13 protein-coding genes are annotated in these 15,176 nt (G+C 67.7%); 8 read left to right on the top strand and 5 right to left on the bottom strand.

Annotation, left to right across the window (positions count from 1 at the left end; genetic code table 11):
• Positions 1-14: 14 nt before the first annotated feature.
• Entirely contained in the window at positions 15-833 is an 819-nt protein-coding gene (locus G3W89_RS21010; protein ID WP_162575988.1) for an NAD-dependent epimerase/dehydratase family protein, read from the bottom strand.
• Positions 834-901: 68 nt separating this feature from the next.
• On the opposite strand from G3W89_RS21010, the gene G3W89_RS21005 reads away from it, so the two are divergent.
• From G3W89_RS21005 to G3W89_RS20990, 4 genes are all read left to right on the top strand, one after another.
• Positions 902-1,714 carry a FadR/GntR family transcriptional regulator gene (locus tag G3W89_RS21005; RefSeq protein ID WP_162575987.1) on the top strand — a complete coding sequence of 271 codons (813 nt, stop codon included), beginning with the start codon at positions 902-904 and terminating at the stop codon, positions 1,712-1,714.
• Positions 1,715-1,842: 128 nt separating this feature from the next.
• Positions 1,843-2,814, top strand: coding sequence for a Bug family tripartite tricarboxylate transporter substrate binding protein (locus tag G3W89_RS21000; protein ID WP_162575986.1), 972 nt, complete (start codon positions 1,843-1,845; stop codon positions 2,812-2,814).
• 115 nt (positions 2,815-2,929) lie between these two features.
• Positions 2,930-3,841 (top strand): 5-dehydro-4-deoxyglucarate dehydratase, encoded by a 912-nt coding sequence (gene kdgD / locus G3W89_RS20995; protein ID WP_162575985.1) that lies wholly within the window; start codon positions 2,930-2,932, stop codon positions 3,839-3,841.
• 111 nt (positions 3,842-3,952) lie between these two features.
• On the top strand, positions 3,953-5,389 hold the full coding sequence (locus G3W89_RS20990; protein WP_162575984.1) for an aldehyde dehydrogenase family protein: 1,437 nt from the start codon (positions 3,953-3,955) through the stop codon (positions 5,387-5,389).
• Positions 5,390-6,297: 908 nt separating this feature from the next.
• Here G3W89_RS20990 and G3W89_RS20985 read toward each other — a convergent pair.
• Entirely contained in the window at positions 6,298-7,836 is a 1,539-nt protein-coding gene (locus tag G3W89_RS20985; protein WP_162575983.1) for a glycine betaine ABC transporter substrate-binding protein, read from the bottom strand.
• A gap of 108 nt (positions 7,837-7,944) precedes the next feature.
• On the opposite strand from G3W89_RS20985, the gene G3W89_RS20980 reads away from it, so the two are divergent.
• Together G3W89_RS20980 and G3W89_RS20975 are read left to right on the top strand one after the other, a co-directional pair.
• A complete protein-coding gene (locus G3W89_RS20980; RefSeq protein ID WP_162575982.1) occupies positions 7,945-8,733 on the top strand; it encodes an alpha/beta fold hydrolase in 789 nt (262 codons plus the stop codon).
• Positions 8,734-8,763: 30 nt separating this feature from the next.
• Entirely contained in the window at positions 8,764-9,930 is a 1,167-nt protein-coding gene (locus G3W89_RS20975; protein WP_232076667.1) for an ROK family protein, read from the top strand.
• Between the two features lie 6 nt (positions 9,931-9,936).
• On the opposite strand, the gene G3W89_RS20970 is transcribed toward G3W89_RS20975, so the two are convergent.
• From G3W89_RS20970 to G3W89_RS20960, 3 genes are read right to left on the bottom strand one after another with little or no spacing between them, the layout of a single operon-like run.
• Positions 9,937-11,313, bottom strand: a complete 1,377-nt coding sequence (locus G3W89_RS20970) for a phospholipase D-like domain-containing protein (RefSeq protein ID WP_232076666.1) — start codon at positions 11,311-11,313, stop codon at positions 9,937-9,939.
• Positions 11,314-11,329: 16 nt separating this feature from the next.
• Entirely contained in the window at positions 11,330-12,007 is a 678-nt protein-coding gene (locus G3W89_RS20965) for a glutathione S-transferase family protein (RefSeq protein WP_162575981.1), read from the bottom strand.
• A gap of 38 nt (positions 12,008-12,045) precedes the next feature.
• Positions 12,046-13,167 (bottom strand): 5-methyltetrahydropteroyltriglutamate--homocysteine S-methyltransferase, encoded by a 1,122-nt coding sequence (locus G3W89_RS20960; protein WP_162575980.1) that lies wholly within the window; start codon positions 13,165-13,167, stop codon positions 12,046-12,048.
• Positions 13,168-13,315: 148 nt separating this feature from the next.
• On the opposite strand from G3W89_RS20960, the gene G3W89_RS20955 reads away from it, so the two are divergent.
• Together G3W89_RS20955 and G3W89_RS20950 are read left to right on the top strand one after the other, a co-directional pair.
• The gene (locus G3W89_RS20955; RefSeq protein ID WP_162575979.1) at positions 13,316-14,425 is read left to right on the top strand and encodes an aromatic ring-hydroxylating dioxygenase subunit alpha; all 1,110 of its coding nucleotides are present in this window, start codon (positions 13,316-13,318) and stop codon (positions 14,423-14,425) included.
• The gene (locus tag G3W89_RS20950) at positions 14,422-15,174 is read left to right on the top strand and encodes a GntR family transcriptional regulator (protein ID WP_232076664.1); all 753 of its coding nucleotides are present in this window, start codon (positions 14,422-14,424) and stop codon (positions 15,172-15,174) included. The genes G3W89_RS20955 and G3W89_RS20950 overlap by 4 nt, the downstream gene beginning before the upstream one ends.
• Positions 15,175-15,176 lie beyond the last annotated feature (2 nt).

Raw genomic sequence — 15,176 nt, 5'->3', positions numbered from 1 at the left:
GACTCGCCGGCGTCTTATCCGAAGGGGCCCTGGGCGGTGAAGGCGCCGCCTTGGTAGATTGCGTTGGGGTCGTCGGCGGCTACGGGCGGCTGCGCCTCGACCTTCGCGCGGAACACCTCGGAGCTGTCCTGTGGCTGGAAGCCGAGGTGCGCCGCGGCGTGGTTGTCCCACCAGACATCGCGGTTGGCCGACATGCCGTAGACGACCGTGTGCTTGACGTCCGGCGTGAAGAGCGATTTCTCCATCAGTGCCGTCAGGTCGCGGAAGCTGAGCCAGGTGCTCATCATCCGGCGGTTGGCCGGCTCGGGAAAGGAGGAGCCGATGCGGATGCTCACCGTCTCGATGCCCCATCGGTCGAAATAGAACTGCGCCATGTCCTCGCCGAAGGACTTGGACAGGCCGTAGTAGCCGTCGGGCCGGCGCGCGGCGTGGGCGTCGAGGCGCTCCGTCTGCTTGTAGAAGCCGATCACATGGTTGGAGCTGGCGAAGACCACCCGCTTCACGCCGTGGCGGCGCGCGCCTTCATAGATATGGAAGACGCCCTTGATGTTGGCTTCGAGGACTTCCTCGAAAGGGCGTTCGACGGAGACGCCGCCCAGGTGCACGATCGCGTCGCAGCCGGCGACCAGCGCATCGACCGCGGCCTTGTCGGCCAGGTTGCAGGGTACGACCTCCTCGTGCGGGCCCATGGCCGGCGCGAGCGCGGCGATGTCGGACACGCGCAAGATGTGGGCGAACGGGCGCAGGCGCTCTCGCAGGACCTTGCCCAGGCCGCCGGCGGCCCCCGTCAGCAGCAAGCGGTCGAGGCGGGGAGGGGAGGAAGGAGCGCTCATCGTTGCTTGTCTCTCTGAGTCATAGGTTATCTGTTGTCGTACAACGCTCAGTTGATTATCATCACCGCATGTCGAACCTGTCAACGGGGACAACCGCAGCCGCCGAGCCGGCCGCCTTGGGCGCAAGACCGCGCCGTCGCGGCCGCGGACTTGCGCATGGCCTGGTCGACGACCTGGGTGAGAAGATCCGCAGCCAGCAGCTGCGCCCCGGCGACAAGCTGCCCACCGAGTCGGCCATCATGCAGGCCTACGGGGTCAGCCGCACCGTGGTGCGCGAGGCGCTGTCCAAGCTGCAGGCCGGCGGGCTGGTCGAGACGCATCACGGCATCGGCACCTTCGTGCTGCAGCCCCGCGCGGCGGGCATGTTCCGGCTGGAGGGCTCCGACATTGCGACCACGGTCGACGTGCTGGCGGTGCTGGAGCTGCGCATCAGCCTGGAGACCGAGTCCGCCGGCCTGGCCGCCACCCGCCGCAACGAGGAGCAGCTGGCCGCCATGCGCGGCGCGCTCGACGACTTCGAGCGCAACGTGGCTGTGGCGGGGGACACCGTGGCACCCGACTTCCGCTTTCACCTGCAGATCGCGCAGGCCACGGGCAACCCCTACTTCGCGGACATCATGAGCCACCTCGGCACGACGATCATTCCGCGCACCCGCATCACGGCCATCCGCAACCATGACCGCCGCGGCGAGTACCTGAGCCGGGTCAACCGCGAGCACGAAGAGATCTATGCGGCCATCGCGCGAGGCGATCCTGAATCGGCGCGGGCGGCCATGCGCATCCACCTGACCAACAGCCGGGAGCGCCTGCGAGTGGCGCAGGAAGCGGCCCAGCGCGATGCAGAGGCGCCCGTGCATGGCGGCGGGGTCTCTTCCACCTGAGCGGCGCGCGCGTCGCGCTGGACATCGCAAAGATTGAGTTGTACGATGACTGATAACTTAGAACAACATCACCGTTTTTGCGGCGCATGCATGCGCCTCCCATTCCTTCATCCCAGGAGACCCAAGTCATGACCTTGAATCGACGCGATCTCGTGCTCGGCGCCGTTGGCGCGAGCCTGCTGGCCGGCTCTGCCCAGGCAGCCGATGCCTGGCCTTCGAAGCCCCTGCGCATCGTGGTGCCCTACCCGCCGGGCGGCTCCTCCGACATCATTGCTCGCGCCATCAGCCAGCCCTTGTCGGTGGCGCTCAATCAGTCGGTGATCGTCGAGAACCGCGCGGGCGCCAACGGCAATCTCGGCGCCGACCTCGTGGCCAAGGCGCCCGGCGACGGCTACACGCTGCTGCTGTGCGACGTCGGCGCGCTCGCGATCAGCCCGTCGGTCTACACCAAGCTCGCCTTCGATCCGTCGAAGGACCTGCGCGGCGTGACCATGCTGGCCTATTCGCCGCACTTGCTGGTGGTGCATCCGTCGGTGCAGGCCAACAGCCTGAAGGAACTGGTCGCCCTGTCGAAAAAGGCCGACCTGAACTTCGCCGTGACCGCCACCGGCAGTGCACCGCACCTGGCCGGAGTGGCGCTCGAGCGCGCCAGCGGCGCGCGCTGGCAGTACGTGCCCTACAAGGGCGGCGTGCAGGCCATCCAGGACACGGTCGGCGGCCAGACCCAGGTGCTGATGAACGGCATGCTCGCGACCCTGCCGCACGTGCAGAGCGGCAAGCTCAAGGTCCTGGGCGTTTCCAAGTCGACCCGCATGCCGCTGATCGGCGACGTGCCCACCATCGCCGAGCAGGGCGTACCGGGCTTCGAGTCGGGCACGTGGCAGGGATTGCTGGCGCCTCGCGGCACGCCCGAGGCCGTCATCCAGCGCCTCAGCAAGGAACTCGTCACCATCATCCGCTCGGCCGACATCCGTTCGCGGTTGGCCGGTCAGGGCGCCGAAGTCGTGACCATGACGCCGGCCGAGCAGGAGCAGTTCTTCAACAAGGAGCGCGCGCGCTGGGCCAAGGTGGTCGACGCGGCGCAGATCAAGCTCGACTGAAGCTCTCCCCCAGGGTGGCTCACTTCGTATAGCCGCCCACCCCCTCACCCGGGGCAGCACCAGCGGTCCGCCAAAGCCGGTTCCGTGGTTCCCTTCACCTTTCCAGGATCTTCAGATGAATCCCCAAGAACTCAAATCCATCATGGGCTCCGGCCTGTTGTCCTTTCCGTTGACCGACTTCGATGCCGAGGGCAACTTCGACAAGAAGGGCTATGTCAAGCGCCTCGAATGGCTGGCCCCCTACGGCGCGAGTGCGCTGTTCGCGGCCGGCGGCACCGGCGAGTTCTTCTCGCTCACCGGCGACGAGTACCCCGAGATCATCGAGACGGCGGTGCAGACCTGCCGCGGCAAGGTGCCGATCATCGCTGGCGCGGGCGGCCCCACGCGCTTCGCCATCCAGTGCGCGCAGGCGGCCGAGAAGGCCGGCGCGCACGGCGTCCTGCTGCTGCCGCACTACCTGACCGAAGCCGGCCAGGAAGGCCTGGCCGCGCACGTGGAGGCGGTGTGCAAGAGCGTGAAGTTCGGCGTCATCGTCTACAACCGCGGCCAGAGCAGGCTGTATCCCGATACCCTGGCGAAGCTGGCAGAGCGCTGCCCCAACCTCGTCGGCTTCAAGGACGGCATCGGCGACATCGAACTCATGAGCTCGATCCACCTGCGCATGGGCGACCGCTTCGCCTATCTCGGTGGCCTGCCGACGGCCGAGGTCTATGCAGCGGCCTACAAGGCGCTGGGCACGCCGGTGTATTCCTCCGCCGTCTTCAACTTCATCCCGAAGACCGCGATGGACTTCTACAAGGCGGTGGCGGACGACGACATGGCGACGCAGCACCGGTTGCTCAAGCAGTTCTTCATGCCTTACCTGGAGATCCGCAACAAGGGCCAGGGCTATGCGGTGAGCATCGTCAAGGCCGGCGCGCGCATCGTCGGGCACGATGCGGGCCCGGTGCGCACGCCTCTCACCGAGCTCAAGCCGCAGGAGTACGACGCGCTGGCATCGCTCATCGGCCAACTCGGGCCGCAGTAGGGTTGCAGGGGCGGGCACTGGCCGAGGCGCCGCGGCTCGCCTATTCTTGAGACAGCGTGCGGGGCCGCCGAGAGGGCCCCGCACTTTTTTCCGACCGACACAAGGACTGCCATGCAGAACTTCGACAACCTGATCAATGGCGAATGGCGCGCCGGCGCGAGCTACAGCCCCAACACCAACCCGAGCAACCTGCAGGACGTGCTCGGCCACTATGCCCAAGGCGACGCCGCCCAGGTCGACGAGGCCGTGGCGGCGGCCAACGCCGCCTTCCCGGCCTGGTCCATCGGCAGCGTGCAGGCGCGCTCGGATGCGTTGGACAAGATCGGCAACGAGATCCTGGCGCGCAAGGACGAGCTGGGCACGCTGCTGGCGCGCGAAGAGGGCAAGACCCGCGCCGAAGGCATTGGCGAGGCCACGCGCGCGGGCCACATCTTCAAGTTCTTTGCCGGCGAATGTCTTCGCCTGGCGGGCGAGGTGATCCCGTCGGTGCGCCCCGGCATCGGCGTCGAGATCACGCGGGAGCCCGTGGGCGTGGTGGGGCTGATCACCCCGTGGAACTTCCCTATTGCCATCCCGGCATGGAAGGTTGCGCCGGCGCTGGCCTACGGCAACTGCGTGGTGCTCAAGCCCGCGGACCTGGTGCCGGGCTGCGCCTGGGCGCTGGCCGAGATCATCAGCCGCTCGGGCATCCCGGCCGGCGTCTTCAACCTGGTGATGGGGCGCGGCAGCGTGATCGGCGATGCGCTGGTCAACCATCCGGGCATCCAGGCCATCAGCTTCACGGGCTCGGTCGGCGTGGGCCGCCGCATTGCGGTGCAATGCGCGACGACGCACAAGAAGGTGCAGCTCGAAATGGGCGGCAAGAATCCGCAGGTGGTGCTCGACGATGCCGATCTGAATCAGGCGGTCGAGCTCAGCGTGCAGAGCGCGTTCTATTCCACCGGGCAGCGCTGCACCGCGTCCAGCCGGCTGATCGTGACCGAGGGCATCTACCCGAAGTTCATCGAGGCGATGAAGGCGCGCATGGCGAAGATCAAGGTCGGTGATGCGCTTGCGCAGGGGACCGACATCGGCCCGGTGTCCAGCGAGAGCCAGCTGCGCCAGGACCTGGATTACATCGAGATCGGCCAGGGCGAAGGCGCCAACCTCGCTGCTGGCGGTGACCGGTTGAAGCTGGACACGGACGGCTACTACATGTCGCCGGCGCTGTTCAGCGAATCGGTGGCGAGCATGCGCATCAACAAGGAAGAGATCTTCGGGCCGGTGGCGAGCGTCATCCGCGTGAAGAACTACGAGGAGGCGCTGGCGACGGCGAACGACACGGAGTTCGGGCTGTCGGCAGGCATCGCGACGACTTCGCTGAAGTACGCGACACACTTCAAGCGGCACAGCCAGGCGGGGATGGTGATGGTGAACCTGCCGACGGCGGGGGTGGATTATCACGTGCCTTTTGGGGGGCGGAAGGGGTCCAGCTATGGGGCGCGGGAACAGGGGAGGTATGCGCAGGAGTTTTTTACGGTGGTGAAGACGGCGTACACGCTGGCCTGAGTTCTTCGCTCTCCCTCTAAGAGAGGCGGGTGGGGCACTTTGGCGTCGATTTGTACGTTGCTGTTGTGTTAAGGCTGGAGCCGGGGGTTCGTCCCGGCGGCCGAGTCACTTTCTTTTGCTTCGCCAAAAGAAAGTAACCAAAGAAAAGGCGACCCCACTGCGCGTGACCCTCCGCTTCGCTACGGGCAACCTGCGGTGCTCGCTTTTCGCGGGGTCCGCGCAAACTCGCTTCGCTCAAACACGCGCGGCCCTGATCCGCGAAAAGCTGCGCTCCTCGGCACGCGCAGAGGGGAGTGGGGACCGTTCGGGCCATCACTTCGTTCGGCCAACGACGGCCTCGCTGCGCGAGGCCTAGAACATGTGAATGCGTGACCGTGCGAACGTAAGCACGAGCACGAGCACGAGCATGTGCATGTCATGTGCATGTGCGCGTACGCGTGCGTGTCCGGGGTGTGCGTATGCGTGTGCATGTGCGCGAGAGCCAACGTGAGCGAGGACCAAGCGCTCACGCCCACCTGCATTCCACACGAGGGCGCGCCGTGGCGCGTTGAATTCCAAATCCCCTCTGGCCGCGCCGAGGAGCGGAGCTTTTCGCGGATCAGGGCCGCGCGTGTTTGAGCGAAGCGAGTTTGCGCGGACCCCGCGAAAAGCGAGCACCGCAGGTTGCCCGTAGCGAAGCGGAGGGTCGCGGCCAGTGGGGTCGCCTTTTCTTTGGTTACTTTCTTTTGGCGAAGCAAAAGAAAGTGACTCGGCTGCCGGGACGACGCCCCGGCTCCAGCCTTAAACCAACAGCAACGTACGAAATTGACCGCCCGGTGCCCTCACCCCAACCCTCTCCCGGAGGGAGAGGGAGCAAGACGGGGACCTCACCCCAGCCCTCTCCTCGAGAGAGAGGGAGCAGAGAGAGGTCACCCCGCGCGCCCGCGCCGAAGCAAATACTCGACCGCCTCGAAAACCCCTTCGCTGAACAACGCCAGCACCGCCGCCGGCACCGCCCCCGCCATCAGCAACTCGCGGTCATTCAAAGCCAACCCCGTCACGATCCGCTCCCCGAACCCTCCTGCGCCAATGAAGGCAGCAATCGTCGCCGTCCCGATCGCGATAGCCGTCGCCGTCCGCACACCCGCCAGCAGTGTCGGCAGCGCGAGCGGCAGCAAGACCAGCCGCAGGCTCTGCCCGCCGGTCATGCCCAGCGCCGTGCCGGCCAGCCGCAGCCCAACCGGCACCTCGGCCAGACCCGTCACGGTATTGCGCATGATGGGCAGCAGCGAATAGAGGGTGAGCGCGATCAGCGCAGGCAAGGTGCCGATGGCACCGATCAGGGAGATCAGCACCGCGAGCAGCGCGAGCGACGGCACGGTCTGCAGCAGGCCGGCAAGGCCGAGCACCAGAGCGCGCAGCCGCAGGTGCGGGAACACGGCAATCCCCAACGGCACGGCGATCAGGATCGCCAGACCCACCGAGATCGCCACGAGCAGAAGATGCTGGCGCGCGAGCCGGCCGAGGTCGGGGCCGAAGAGCTTGGCGACGAAGCCGCGCGCACCTTCGCTGCCGCTGGCGCCGGCGACGGCCTTCCCGCCCACGCCACCTTGCGCCAGGAAATCGCGCGCGATCACGTCGAAGGCCGCACCCTGCAGTTCGGCACGTGCGTTCATCGCGATCATGGCGCGCTCGTCGATGCGGCCCTCGAGCTTCTGCAGCGCGGCCCAGGCCGCCGGCCAGCGCGCGGGCACGTCCAGCCGATACAGGACCACCGCGTCGTAGCGCGGGAAGTAGCCGCGGTCGTCGGTCAGCACGCGCAGGCCGAGGTGCTCGATCTTGGCGTCCGTGGTGTAGATGTCGATGACGTCGACCTGCTTCGCCGTCATCGCGTCGTAGGCCAGCCCATGGTCCAGCCCGATGGGCTTCTGTGTGAAGCCGTAGCGCGCGGCCAGGCCTTGCCAGCCGTCGGCGCGGCCGATGAATTCGTTGGACAGCCCAAGCCGCAGCTCGGGATGGCGCGCCAGGTCGCCGAGGGTGCGCACGCCGAGCCGATCGGCATCGGCTGCGCGCATGGCCAATGCATAGCCGTCGTTGAAGCCGAGCGGGATGGCGATGCCGAGCCCGAGCGGCGCGAGCGCTGCGTTCATCGCCTCGCGCGTCATGGGCTGCGGATTCTTGAGGATCTCCAGCGCGATGGTGCCGGTGTACTCGGCGTAGAGATCGATGCTGCCGGAACGCAGGGCCTCGTAGACGATCGCGGTGTTCCCCAGTCCCTGCCGCAACCGCGGCGGCGCGGGCAGATGGGGTGCGGCGGTCTGCGCAAGTACCTCGGCCAGGATGTAGGACTCTGTGAAGCGCTTCGAGCCGATGTCGAGGCTCGCTTCCTGCGCCTGCGAGGATGCGGCAGCGCAGAGCAGGGCCAGGCAGAACAAGGCGAGAAGCCGCAGGGGGTGCAGGCAATGCATCCGGCGCAGTGTATCGACGTGCCCCGGAGTCCGACAGGTTGCGCTCCTACAGGAGATCGTGAGCGGGGCTGATGCGGTGCCGTGCCCCCTGCCAGCAGAGTGCCGATCGTGCTCATCAATTACGTCCGGCGTGGCCAAGGCAAGTCGCTGCTGCTCGTCCACGGACTGGGCAGCAGCTGGCGCTCGTGGCAAGGCATCATGGAACCGCTGGCCGCACAGCGAAGCGTGACCGCGATCGACCTGCCCGGCTTCGGCAAGAGTCCGCCACTGGACGGCGAGGTCTCGCTGCAGACGATGGCCGACGCGCTCGCGCAATTCCTTCGGGAGCACGAGCTGATCGGCACCGATGCGGCCGGCAGCTCGGTCGGGGCGCAACTGCTGCTCGAGCTGGCGAGGCGCGGCGGCGTACTGGGCTCGGTGGTGTCGCTCGGGCCGGGCGGCTTCTGGCTGGGCTGGGAGCGCTTCGTCTTCGCCGCCTCGGCCTGGTTTGCGCACCGGCTGGCGCGCAGCCTGCAATTTGCCATGCCGACCCTGAGCGCGCACGACTGGTCGCGCAGGCTCCTGCTGGCCCGGTTCTCGGTGCAGCCCGCCGCTTTGCCGCCTTCCATGGTGCTCGAGGAAATGCGCAGCTATGCATCCGCGTGCTCGTACGGCGCGATGTTGCGTGCGCTTCTGCGAGAGCCGGCGCTGCAGGGCGCGGCTGCGGGCAGCTTGACCAGCCCCCTGGTGATCGGTTGGGGGCGGCTCGACCGCGTCTGCCTCCCGCGGCAAGCAGCGCGGGCCATGCAGCTCTACCCCGGGGCACGCCTGCACTGGTTCGAGCGCTGCGGCCACTTCCCGCACTGGGACGCGCCTGAGGAGACCACGCGCCTTATCCTCGAAGCCACGGCCGACTGAACAACCCACCCGAAACCCGCGAAGGACTGCATGGCCCCCGAGAACAAGACGCACAAGGACAAGACGCACAAGGCGCGACCGACGAAGAGCAAAAAAAACAGCAGCCACAGCGACGACCGTTTCGCGCCGCCGCCGCCATCGGCTGACATCCATGGAGCCAAGGAATTGCCGTCGGTGCTGGTCGAGGGCTACAGCCTCCAGTTGCGCGGCGAGCAGGGCTTCCTGGGCGACCAGGCCAGCCAGACGGCTTTCCGCGAGCTGCTCGAGCGCTGGCGCCGTCGCGTTCGCAAGAAGGGCAAACGCGACCCGCTGGGGCACCAGCATTCCAGGGATCTGGCAAAGGGCACGCTCGATGCGGCGTTGAAGGCCGGCAAGGCCACGGAGGCCACCGACGTGGTCCATGCCGCCATCGAGGAGTTCGCCGAGTCGCTGGCTGACGTCATCCGGAGCTTCCTGCGGCAGCCGTCATGGCAGGGCGTCGAGCGCATCGTGGTCGGCGGCGGCTTCCCGGAAAGCGACGTGGGCGAGCGCGCGGTGCTGCAGGCGGCCGCGATCCTCCAGGAGATGAAGGTGCAGGTGCAACTTGCGCGAATCTGCCACGAGCCCGACGACGCGGGACTGCTCGGCTGGCTGCACCTGACCCCGCCCGAGCTGCTGGAGCACTACGACGCCATCCTCGCGCTGGACATCGGCGGCACCAATGTGCGTTGCGGCATCGTGAAGACGCGGCGCAAGCGCGCAGCCGACCTGTCGAAGGCGAAGGTGCTGCGGCGCGAGAAGTGGCGCCACGCCGACGACGGCCCGAATCGCCGCGAACTGGTCGCACGGCTGGCGGAAATGCTCGAGGCGCAGGTCCGCTATTGCGAGAAGAAGGGCATCCGCCTCGCACCCTTCGTCGGCATCGGCTGCCCAGGCCTGATCCGCAAGGACGGCTCGATCGCGCGCGGCGCGCAGAACATGCCCGGCGACTGGACCAGCGAGCACTTCCATCTGCCCACCGAACTGGCCAGGAAGATCCCGACCATCCGCGGCATCCCGACCATGGTGCTGATGCACAACGACGCCGTGGTGCAGGGGCTCAGCGAATTGCCCTTCATGCGTGACCTCAAGCGCTGGGCGGTGCTGACCATCGGTACGGGGATGGGCAACGCGAGCTATACCAACCTGGAGCCCGCGAAGCGGCCCAAGGACGACTAGGGTCCGTCACAGCTGGTACGCGATCGTCAGCAGCAGGCCTTCCGCCACGTCGCGCACCAGGCCGGGCCGCCGTGCGCGGTAGGTCTCGCCGGCCGAGGCGGTGGTCTCGATCCACTGCGCGAGCCAGTCGATCTGCTCGGCGCCGTAGAACACGACGGCCGCCTCATGGTTCAGCAGCAGGCTGCGCATGTCGAGGTTGATCGACCCGCACAGTGCCAGCTGTTCGTCCACCACGACGGCCTTGGCGTGCGCCATGAAGGGCAGCATGCGAAAGCTGACGCCGGCGCGCGCGAGGTCGCGCATGGCCCTGGCGCGCACGAAGTCGGCCAACCGATGGTTGGATCGCGCCGGCATCGCGATCGTGACCTGCACGCCGCGCCGCGCTGCCAGCCGCAGCGCATCGCGCAGACCGTCGCCGGGCACGAAGTAGGGCGTGATCGCGAGGAGGCGGTGCTCCGCGCGAAAGCAGGCGTCGATCAGCAGCGCGTGAGCGGTGTCCTCGGTCTGGTCGGGCCCGCTGGGCAGGAACTGGGCGAGCTCGCCGGCTGGCGGCTCGTCGGCTGCGATGGCGCGCGGCTTGCGCCCGCGCACCGAGGCCCAGTCGTGGTCGAACTGGCGAGCCGCGGCGGCGGCCACGCTGCCCCGCAGGTCGAAGGACAGGTCGCGCCAAGGCTGCGGGTGCTCGTGGTTGCCGAGGAAGTATTCGCCCGCGAGGTTGCGCCCGCCCGACCAGAGCCAGCCATCGTCGGCGATGGTGAGCTTGCGGTGGTTGCGCAGGTTGCGTGGCCCCGTGCGGCGCAGGCCGAAGATGGGGCGGAACACCGCGATCTCCGCGCCGGCATCGCGCAGCGTGTCGAAGTGATGGCGCGGCAGCGACAGCGCGCCGAAGCCGTCGAGCAGCACGCGCACCTTGATGCCTTCGCGCGCGCGGCGCGACAGCCGGTTGATCGCCTCGTGCCCCAGCGCATCGTCGCCGATGATGAAGGAGCAGACATCGATGCGCGTGCGCGCGCCCTCGATCACCTCCCACAGCGCGTCTCGCGCAGCGCCGCCGTCGGGGTGGAAGCGTACCGGGCTGGGGCCGGGCGGTGCGAGGCCGAAGCTCTCGATCAGGTCGGCGGCCCAGTGGCCGGCCGGTATCGAGCGCGGGGGCCGGGGCGAACCCGAGGGCCGCAGCTTGCGCTGGCCGAACAACAGGTACGTCGGCAGGATGAGGTAGGGCAGCAGCGCAAGACCCATGACCCAGGCGATCGCCGTGGCGGGCGCGCGATGCTCACGTCGCCCGCGCGTGGTCAGCACATAGACCAGCAACGCGAAGGTGACGACCAGCAGGTGCTGCGACGGCGAAGGCAGCCAGTCCAGCCAGTCGTCGATTCGGTTCACGCGGCGATGGCCCGATTCAGGAATTGACGGGCTCGAGTTGCGACTGGAGGGCGGCAGGTACCGGCCGTCCCTCCGATGCAAGGAAGCGCATCATCGGCCCGACCACGGCACGCACTGCCCCACGCGCACCCACGCGCTCGCGCCAGGCCAGCAGGCGGGGCGTGGCGTCCGTCATGCCGGCCCCCTTGCGGTCGGCGAAGACCTGGGCCATGTAGAACGCGATGTCGGCGAAGGAGTAGGGGCCGGCCAGGTGGTCGGCGTGCGCCAGGCGCTCTTCCATCTGCTCGTAGAAGCGGGTACAGGCGGCGCAGGCCGTCACTGCCGCATCGCTGCGCATGTCGTGCTGCAAGCCCATCAGCTTGATCACGTGCGGGAAGAACACCTCGTCGGACAGGTGCTCGAGCTGGCGGGCCCGGGCGCGGCCGGTGATGTCACGCGGCCAGAGCGGCGGCTCGGGCACCTTGTCCTCGAGGTACTCGAAGATCTGCGTCGAGTCGAACACCTCGACCTCGTCGTCGATCAGCACCGGCACCTGCCGCTTGGGATTGACGCGCAGCACCTCGGGGTGTTTGGGCAGGTAGTTGTCGTCCTTGTCGAAAGGCACCATGACGGCTTCGATCGCGATGCCTTTCTCGAGGGCGGCGATCTGCGCCTTGGCGCCGAACATGCTGAGGGGGCCGGTGAAGAGCTTCATGGAGCGCGATCATGCCGCGACTTCACCGGACCTGCACCTCAGGCGGAGCCCCAGACCTCCTGCGCGGTCTCGACCACCAGCCGCAGCTTGCTGCGCTGGTCCTCGACCGCGATCTTGTTGCCGTGCACCGTGCTGGAGAAACCGCATTGCGGCGACAGCGCGAGCTGCTCCAGCGGCACGTACTTGGCCGCAGCCTCGATGCGCTCCTTGAGCTCGTTCTTGTCTTCGAGCTGGCCGAACTTGGTGGTCACCAGGCCGAGCACCACGGTCTTGCCCTTGGGCAGGAAGCGCAGCGGCCGGAAGTCGCCCGAGCGTGCGTCGTCGTACTCGAGGAAGTACGCGTCCAGGTCCATCTCCTTGAGCAGGGCCTCGGCGACGGGTTCGTAGTTGCCGGCCGCGGCATGGGTGCTCTTGAAGTTGCCGCGGCACAAGTGCATCGCGAGCGTCATGCCCGCGGGCTTCTGCGCCACCACCTTGTTGATGAAGGCGGCGTAGCGGTGCGGCAGCTCGTTGGGGTCATCGCCGCGCTGGCGGGCCGCCTCGCGCATCTTCTCGTCGCACAGGTAGGCGAGATTGGTGTCGTCCATCTGCACGTAGGTGCAGCCCGCCTCGGCGAGCGAGCGCAGCTCGTCGCCGTAGGCGCGGGCCACGTCGTCGTAGAAGACCGGGTCGAGCTCGGGGTAGGCCTGCTTGCTGATCCCCGCGCGGCCGCCGCGGAAGTGCAGCATGGTCGGCGAGGGGATGGTGACCTTGGGCGTGTTGCCGGGCGAGACCTGGCTCTTGAGGTACTGGAAGTCGGCGAGCTGGATGGCCTTGGCGTGGGTCACCTTGTCGATGACGCGCATCACCGGTGGGGCGAGCTCTTCGGTGCCGTCCGGCTTGCGGATGGTGACCGGGATGTCGGTCTTCACGCCACCGAGCTGCTCCAGGAAGTCGATGTGGAAATAGGTCCGGCGGAACTCGCCGTCGGTGATGCTCTTGAGGCCGATGTCCTCCTGGAACTTCACGATCTCGGTGATGGCCTTGTCTTCGACCTTGCGCAGCTGTTCGGGCGTGATCTCGCCCTTGGCTTTCTGCTCGCGGGCTTCGAGCAGGTACTGGGGACGCAAAAAGCTGCCGACGTGGTCATAGCGGGCGGGCAGGCGGGCGTGTTCGGACATGGTGGGCTCCGTCGAAATCTTGGAAAGGAACGAGCGATCGTAAACGGTCGGGAATTGGCTCGGATGGATACAGTGATGTTGGTGTTTTCCCTTAAAAAAGCCACTAGGTATTGGATTTTGACTTCTCAATGTATACATTGCGTATCCTATGAGTCGCTCCAAAAGTCCCTTCCCCCTCGATGCCTGGTATGCGGCGGCCTACGACGTCGAGCTCAAGCACAGCTTGCTCGCCCGCACTGTCTGCAACCAGAAGCTGGTGCTGTACCGACGCAGTGATGGCCAGGTCGCCGCACTGGAGGACGTTTGCTGGCACCGCCTGATGCCGCTGTCCCTCGGTCGGTTGGAGGGCGACGAACTGGTCTGCGGCTACCACGGCCTGGTCTACAACAGCCAGGGCCGCTGCACCCACATGCCGAGCCAGGAGACACTCAATCCGTCGGCCTGCGTGCGCGCCTACCCGGTGGTGGAGAAGCACCGCTTCGTCTGGGTCTGGCCCGGCGACCCTGCCAAGGCCGACCCGGCGCTGGTGCCCGACATGCACTGGAACGACGACCCGGCCTGGGCCGGCGACGGCAAGATGATCCGCGTGGCCTGCGACTACCGGCTGGTGGTCGACAACCTGATGGACCTCACGCACGAGACCTTCGTGCACGGCTCCTCGATCGGCAACCGCGCAGTGGCAGAGGCGCCTTTCGTCGCGACGCACGGCGATCGCTCGGCCACTGTCACGCGCTGGATGGAGAACATCGACGCGCCGCCGTTCTGGGCTGCGCAGATCCGCCATGCGCGTGGCTACGAGGGCAAGGTCGACCGTTGGCAGATCATCCGCTTCGAGGGCCCATGCACCGTCAACATCGACGTGGGCGTCGCGCCGGCAGGCAGCGGCGCGGTGCCGCGCGACGGTGATCCAGGCGATCGCAGCCAGGGTGTGAATGGCTATGTGCTCAACACCATCACGCCCGAGACCGACACCACCTGCCTCTATTTCTGGGCGTTCGCGCGCAACTATTGCATTGGCGAGCAGCGGCTCACGCACGAGCTGCGCGAGGGCGTGGCCGGCATCTTCCGCGAGGACGAGCTGGTGCTCGAGGCGCAGCAGCGCGCGATGGACGAGCGCCCCGGACGCGATTTCAACAACCTCAACATCGACGCCGGCGCAATGTGGGCGCGCCGGTTGATCGACCAGTTGATCGCGAAGGAGCGGCCGGTTGCGCCCACCATTCCGATCCGGCCGGCGCCGGTGACGGAGGGCGCGTGAGCGTCGGCGCGGAAGGCAGCGAGGCCGGCAGCTCGCAGGCCGTGAAGGCCCAGCTGCGGCTGCGCGAAATGGTGCTGGCCGGCGAGCTGCCGGGCGGCACGCGCATCGCCGAGGTCGCGATCTCGGAGCAACTGGGCGTGTCGCGCACACCGGTGCGCAGCGCGCTCATGCGGCTCGAGCAGGAAGGCCTGCTCGAGGCCCTGCCGAACGGCGGCTACGCGGTGCGCACGTTTTCCGAGCGCGACGTTGCCGACGCCATCGAGCTGCGCGGCACGCTCGAAGGCTTGTCGGCGCGGTTGGCGGCCGAGCGCGGCGCGGCGCCCGTGGTGCTGCGCGAGGCCCGCGCCTGCCTGCGCCGCATCGACGAACTGCTGAGGGAGCCCGCGCTCGACGACGCGGCTTTCTCGCGCTACGTCGAATTCAACGGGCAATTCCATCGGCTGCTGTCCGAGATGGCCGATAGCCCGCTTCTTGCGCAACAGATGGAGCGCGTGATCAACCTTCCATTTGCATCGCCCTCCGCCTTCGTGGTGGTGCAGGCCAACTCGCCGGCCGCGCGCGACATGCTCGTGATCGCACAGGACCAGCACGGCCAGGTGCTGGACGCGGTCGAGAACCGTGAGGGCTCGCGTGCCGAGTCGCTGATGCGCGAGCACAGCCGCCTCGCGCAGCGCAACCTGCGCGAGGCGCTGCACGGCGCGCACGGCCATCCGCTGCCGGGCGTGCAGCTGATTCGCCGGCGGGCCTGAAC

The organism is Variovorax sp. PBL-H6, from assembly GCF_901827155.1.
GTDB lineage: Bacteria > Pseudomonadota > Gammaproteobacteria > Burkholderiales > Burkholderiaceae_C > Variovorax.
The sequence above is the reverse complement of the archived record's forward strand: the minus strand, read 5'-3'. Positions and strand labels throughout refer to the sequence as shown.